The sequence below is a fragment of the Allobosea sp. genome, from assembly GCF_030694325.1.
In the GTDB taxonomy this organism is placed as follows: domain Bacteria; phylum Pseudomonadota; class Alphaproteobacteria; order Rhizobiales; family Beijerinckiaceae; genus Allobosea.
In genome coordinates, this window is the sequence record NZ_JAUXYO010000267.1 from 1 (window position 1) to 5,740 (window position 5,740).

A 5,740-nucleotide genomic window follows, 5' to 3' on the forward strand; every position below is an offset into this window, starting at 1 on the left:
CGCCGCGGCGAGCGCGATTCCGGCCAGCAGGTCGCGGCGGGCGGGCTGGCCCTCGGTGGCTTCGGTGCGGTTCGACATGATCTCGTCTCCTTCTGGTCCAGGTTGGCCCGGCGGCAGCCCGTCGGTCGATCCATTCAATCGCTTACGCTTTGATCGTGAGCGATTTAATAAGATCCGCCTACCGCCCTGTCAATCCCTTGCGATTGCATCGTGTGCGATTATTTTGAGGGCGAAACCCGGGAGATGCCGATGACCACCGCCGCACCGCCATCCGATCCGAAGCTGGACGACTTCCTCTGCTTCGCGCTCTATTCCGCCAGCCACGCTTTCAACCGGCTCTACAAGCCGCTGCTCGACGAGCTCGGCCTGACCTATCCGCAATATCTGGTGATGGTGACGCTCTGGGAGCGCGACGACCGCACTGTCGGCGAGATCGGTGAGCAGCTCTTCCTCGAATCCAACACGCTGACCCCGCTGCTGAAGCGCATGGAGGCGTCAGGGCTTGTCTCACGCAGCCGCGACCCGGCCGACGAGCGCCAGGTGCGGCTGCGGTTGACGGCGGACGGCAAGGCCCTGCTCGACAAGGCGAGGCGCGTCCCGCCCTGCGTGCTGGACGCCACCGGGCTGACGGCCGAAGAAGCCCGCAGCCTCACGGGCCAGATCGGCGCGCTACGGACGGCGCTGACGCGCTAGGCGCTCGGCTTCGGCAACGCTGGCGTTGCCCAGAAACAAAAAAAAGCCCCGCGGCACGCTCAATGCCGCGGGGCTTTTGTTTACGAGCCCCTCAGCGCGAGAACTTCTTGTACTGGATGCGCTTGGGGATCGTGGAGTCGATGCCGAGGCGACGCTTCTTGTCCTCCTCGTAATCGGCGAAGTTGCCCTCGAACCACTCGACATGGCTGTCGCCCTCGAAGGCGAGGATATGGGTCGCGATGCGGTCGAGGAACCAGCGATCATGGCTGATGATCACGGCGCAGCCGGCGTAATCCTCCAGCGCCTCCTCCAGCGCCCGCAGCGTGTCGACGTCGAGGTCGTTGGTCGGCTCGTCGAGCAGGAGGACGTTGGAGCCCGCCTTCAGCATCTTGGCGAGATGGACGCGGTTGCGCTCTCCGCCCGAGAGCGAGCCGACCTTCTTCTGCTGGTCGCCGCCCTTGAAGTTGAAGGCCGAGCAATAGGCACGGGAATTGATTTCCTTCTTCCCGAGATAGATCACGTCGTTGCCGCCCGAGATCTCCTCCCAGACGTTCTTCTTGTCGTCGAGCGAGTCGCGGCTCTGGTCGACATAGCCGAGCGTCACGCTCTCGCCGATCTTGATCGTGCCGGCATCCGGCTTGTCCTGGCCCGTGATCATCCGGAACAGCGTGGTCTTGCCGGCGCCGTTGGGGCCGATCACGCCGACGATGCCGCCCGGCGGCAGCTTGAAGGTCAGCCCGTCGATCAGCAGCTTGTCCTGGAAGCCCTTCGAGATGTTCTCGAAGTCGACGACGTTGTTGCCCAGCCGCTCAGCGATCGGGATGATGATCTGCGCGGTGTCGGGCCCCTTGTTGTTGGCCTTCTGGACGAGTTCGTCATAGCGCTGGATGCGCGCCTTGCTCTTGGCCTGGCGAGCCTTGGGCGAGGCCGAGATCCATTCCTGCTCACGCTCCAGCGTCTTCTGGCGGGAGACGTCCTCGCGGCCTTCCTGGGCGAGGCGCTTCTGCTTCTGCACCGACCAGGCCGAGTAATTGCCCTCATAGGGGATGCCCTGGCCGCGATCGAGCTCGAGGATCCAGCTCGTGACGTTGTCGAGGAAGTAGCGATCGTGGGTCACGATCAGGATCGCGCCCGGATAGGTCCGCAGGTGACCTTCCAGCCAGGCGGTGGTCTCGGCGTCGAGATGGTTGGTCGGCTCGTCGAGCAGCAGCAGTTCCGGCTGCTCCAGCAGGAGCTTGCACAGCGCGACGCGGCGGCGCTCGCCGCCCGAGAGCTTGGAAACCTCCCAGTCGTCGGGCGGGCAGCGCAGCGCATCCATCGCCTGGTCGACCTTAGAATCGAGATCCCACAGCCCCTTGGCCTCGATCTCGTCCTGCAGCGCCGTCATCTCGTCGGCGGTCTCGTCCGAGTAGTTCATCGCCAGCTCGTTGTAGCGGTCGAGCACCGCCTTCTGCGGCGCGACGCCGAGCATGACGTTGTCGCGGACGTTCAGGGTCTCGTCGAGCTTGGGTTCCTGCGGCAGGTAGCCGACCCGCGCCCCCTCGGCGACCCAGGCCTCGCCGGTCCACTCCTTGTCGAAGCCGGCCATGATCTTGAGCAGCGTCGATTTGCCGGCGCCGTTGACGCCGAGCACGCCGATCTTGGCGTCCGGATAGAAGGAGAGATGGATGTCCTTGAGAACCTGCTTGCCGCCCGGATAGGTCTTCGACAGGCCGCGCATATGGTAGATGAACTGGCGGGACATGGGCGTGCGGGCTCCGCTGGCGGACTGAGGGTCGCAAGGGTCGGGGAATCTGGCGCGTATGTAGCGAGCCACACCGCCAGCCGCAACCGGCATGCCGTCCGCGCGCTGCGATTGCACCCTGGCCCGCCGCCGGGATAATGCCGCCTCGGGCAGGCGGACGAGGCTGATCGGACATGACGCGAAACCCGGGCGACGCGACCATCGAGCTGCGCCTCGCCAACGGGGCCCAGCTCTTCAACACGCTCGATCCCTTCCCCTTCAGCCAGGGTGACATCTCGGCCGAGGCCGAGCGCTACATCGTCGAATGGGCGCAGGAGTTGCCGAAGGACGCTCCCATCGCCATCACCATTCACCTGCCGGCGCCGGAAAACGCGGGCGCGCCCGGCCCCGACCTCGCGACCGCGCTGACGGGCTGGTTTGCCGCCAAGGCGCGCTCCGAGGGCCACGCCCTGCGCGAGCATTTCCGCGACGGGCGGCGCGCCTTCCTGATCGGCTTCGCCGGACTGGCCTTCTGCCTCGCTGTCAGCTTCGCGCTGACCAAGGCCTTCGACGGACCCTTCGCCCGCATCGTCCAGGAGAGCCTCGTCATCATCGGCTGGGTGGTGATCTGGCGCCCGGCCGAGATGTTTCTCTACGACTGGCTGCCGCTGCTGCGCCGCCGGCGGCTCTACCAGCGCCTGGCCGAAGCGCGCGTCACCGTGAAGACGCAGACGCCCGGCGGCAACTGACCGTCCCAGCAATGGCCGGACTCTGCGGCACCGACCTGAACACCGAACACTGTATGCAGCATATCTTGTAGGACCGCTGGAAAGCGCGCTAAGCTCTGTTCAGGACCAGCCGGGCCAAGCCGGCGGCCATCCCTGGGGAGGGACCATGAAGACCATCATCAAGGCTGCGCTCGGCGCGGCCGCCCTGCTCTCCGTCGCCGGCCCGTCCTGGGCCTTTCCGGATCGTCCGGTCCAGCTCATCGTGCCCTGGGCGGCCGGCGGGGGCATGGATGCCGTCATGCGCATCTTCGCCGCCGGCTATGAGGCCGAGCTGAAGCAGCCCGTCAACGTCGTCAACCGCACGGGCGGTGGCGGGCTGACCGGCCACACCGCAATCGCCAACGCCACGCCCGATGGCTACACCGTCGGCGGCATCAGCCCCGAAATCTCCTTCTTCAAGACGCTCGGCCTCGGCGACATCACCATCGACAGCGTCGACACCTTCTCCCGCGTCTCGCTGATCCCGGCCGGCGTCACCGTCAAGGCCGACAGCCCTCTGAAGACGGCGGCCGACTACATCAAGGCGGTCAAGGACAACCCGAAGGGCACCTTCATGGCCTCGGGAACCGGCGTCGGCGGCTCCTGGCACATCGCCTCGGGCGGACTGCTCAAGGCGGCGGGGCTGGCGCCCGACACGGTGCGGTGGGTGCCCAGCAATGGCGGCGCTCCGGCCCTGCAGGATCTCGTCGCCGGCGGCATCAGCGTCTTCACCGGCTCGCCGATCGAGGCCAAGGGCATGCTCGATGCCGGGCGCGTGCGCACGATCCTGCTGATGACCGAAGAGCGCCACCCGAGTTTCCCCGATGTGCCGAGCGCCAAGGAGGCCGGGCTCGACTGGACCTATTCGAACTGGTTCGCGCTTTCGGCGCCCAAGGGCGTCCCGGCCGACCGGCGCAAGATCCTGTTCGAGGCGGCGGAACGCACCATGCAGCGCCCCGAGGTCCGCAAGGCGATGGCCGATCGCGGCATCACGCCGGTCTGGGACAAGCCCGGCGAATTCGCCGTCTACGCCAAGGCCTTTACCGAGCGCGGCGTGGCCGTCCTCCAGGATCTCGGCCTCGCCAAGCAGTAGCGACTTCGAGCCGCCGGGGCCTTTTCACAAACGCGCCATCGGCGGCGGCAACGCCTTCCCTTCGGCCCGGACCATGCATCACTGTGGCCGGGCCGAAGGTCGGGAGAACGGCGATGCGGGGAACCCAGAGGTTCTGGACAGCGGTGCGCAGCGGGTTCGTCGCCCTGGCCGCGGCAATTCTGCTCCTGCCTGCGGCCGCCCGCGCCCAGTCCGACGAACCGGGCTGCCGGCCGGAGATGGCCTCGCTGCGGCTCCCCGTCCATCGCGCCCATCTGACGCTGGCCGCCCTCGGCAAGGACGAGGCGCGCATCACCTTCGTCGGACACGCCACATTCCTGATCGAGACGCCCGCAGGGGTTAAGGTCGCGACCGACTACAACGACTATGTCCGGCCGCAGGTGACGCCCGACATCGCCACGATGAACAAGGCCCATTCGACGCACTACTCGCGCAATCCCGATCCCGGGATCAAGCAGGTCCTGCCGGGCTGGGACCCCACCGGCCGCGGCGCCGCGAAGCACGATCTGACCATGGCCGATCTGCGCGTGCGCAACGTCCCGACCAATATCCGCTCCTACTCCGGCTCGACCGATTTCGACGGCAACTCGATCTTCGTCTTCGAGATCGGCGAGCTCTGCATCGCCCATCTCGGCCATCTGCATCATCCGCTGGAGCCGGGCCATCTGCGCGCGCTCGGCCGGGTCGACGTCGTGCTCTTCCCGGTCGACGGCAGCTACACGCTCGACCAGGAGGGCATGCTGGAGGTGCTGAAATCGCTGCAGGCGCGGGTGATGATCCCGATGCACTTCTTCGGCGGCGGCACGCTGAGCCGCTTCCTCGCCCGCTCGCAGGACAATTGGCCGGTCGAGCGGCGCGACCAGCCGGTGCTGACCGTCAGCAAGGCCGCGCTGCCGGCCCGCCCGACCATGATCGTGCTGCCGGGGAACTGATCCCCCGATCCCTTACATGGAACCGAGGTCGTCCGGCACGTTGCCGTGGATCTTGCCGGCTGCCTTGGGCTTGGTCAGAGGCGCGGGCACCGGCGCATTGCCCCGGATGAGGTCGACGCCGGCATAGATGTCGCTGGCGACCTGGAGGTCGAGGCGCTCGGCATCGCGGCGACGGACATCCTCCGCGATCTCGGTGGCCTCCTGTTCGGGCACCCCCATGCCGAGCAGCACCGCCGTGCCGAAGGTCATCGCGGATTCGAAGGTCTCGCGGATCTGGTAGTCGACGCCGGCCCGGATCAGGTCCATCGAATGGCCCCGGTCATAGGCGCGCACGAACAGCTTCGCATGCGGGAACGCCTCCTGCGCGACGGCGACGATACGGTCGCTGGTCTGGCGGTTGTCGACGCAGACCAGGATCGCCTCCGCCCGCTCGGCGCCCGACGCATGCAGGATCTCGGGCCGCGTGCCGTCTCCGTAATGCACCTTGAAGCCGAAGCCGGCCGCCGCCTGGATC

General features: G+C 67.2%; 6 protein-coding genes. 4 read left to right on the forward strand and 2 right to left on the reverse strand.

Annotated features, from left to right (window positions below):
* The first annotated feature begins 243 nt into the window (after positions 1–243).
* Entirely contained in the window at positions 244–693 is a 450-nt protein-coding gene (locus Q8M82_RS17265; protein WP_371126395.1) for a MarR family winged helix-turn-helix transcriptional regulator, read from the forward strand.
* A 91-nt stretch (positions 694–784) separates the two neighbouring features.
* Here the strand turns inward: Q8M82_RS17265 and ettA are convergent, their stop codons facing one another.
* The gene (gene ettA, locus Q8M82_RS17270) at positions 785–2,437 is read right to left on the reverse strand and encodes an energy-dependent translational throttle protein EttA (protein ID WP_305692553.1); all 1,653 of its coding nucleotides are present in this window, start codon (positions 2,435–2,437) and stop codon (positions 785–787) included.
* Positions 2,438–2,610: 173 nt separating this feature from the next.
* Between ettA and Q8M82_RS17275 the strand changes: the two genes are divergently transcribed.
* The 3 genes from Q8M82_RS17275 (at position 2,611) to Q8M82_RS17285 (ending at position 5,226) form a co-directional block, all read left to right on the forward strand.
* Positions 2,611–3,165 (forward strand): hypothetical protein, encoded by a 555-nt coding sequence (locus Q8M82_RS17275; RefSeq protein WP_305692554.1) that lies wholly within the window; start codon positions 2,611–2,613, stop codon positions 3,163–3,165.
* A 145-nt stretch (positions 3,166–3,310) separates the two neighbouring features.
* Entirely contained in the window at positions 3,311–4,276 is a 966-nt protein-coding gene (locus Q8M82_RS17280) for a Bug family tripartite tricarboxylate transporter substrate binding protein (protein ID WP_305692555.1), read from the forward strand.
* Between the two features lie 113 nt (positions 4,277–4,389).
* Complete coding sequence (locus Q8M82_RS17285) at positions 4,390–5,226, forward strand: MBL fold metallo-hydrolase (protein ID WP_305692556.1); 837 nt, start codon at positions 4,390–4,392, stop codon at positions 5,224–5,226.
* A gap of 12 nt (positions 5,227–5,238) precedes the next feature.
* Here Q8M82_RS17285 and Q8M82_RS17290 read toward each other — a convergent pair.
* Positions 5,239–5,740, reverse strand: a 502-nt coding sequence (locus Q8M82_RS17290; protein ID WP_305692557.1) for an NAD-binding protein, incomplete at its 5' end; no start/stop codon positions are given.

Excerpts from the sequence above, each read along its gene's own strand:
- Q8M82_RS17265 (WP_371126395.1), top strand. The coding sequence starts at position 244 with ATGCCGATGACCACCGCCGCACCGCCATCCGATCCGAAGCTGGACGAC.
- Q8M82_RS17285 (WP_305692556.1), top strand. The coding sequence starts at position 4,390 with ATGCGGGGAACCCAGAGGTTCTGGACAGCGGTGCGCAGCGGGTTCGTC.
- Q8M82_RS17280 (WP_305692555.1), top strand. The coding sequence starts at position 3,311 with ATGAAGACCATCATCAAGGCTGCGCTCGGCGCGGCCGCCCTGCTCTCC.
- Q8M82_RS17275 (WP_305692554.1), top strand. The coding sequence starts at position 2,611 with ATGACGCGAAACCCGGGCGACGCGACCATCGAGCTGCGCCTCGCCAAC.
- ettA (WP_305692553.1), bottom strand. The coding sequence starts at position 2,437 with ATGTCCCGCCAGTTCATCTACCATATGCGCGGCCTGTCGAAGACCTAT.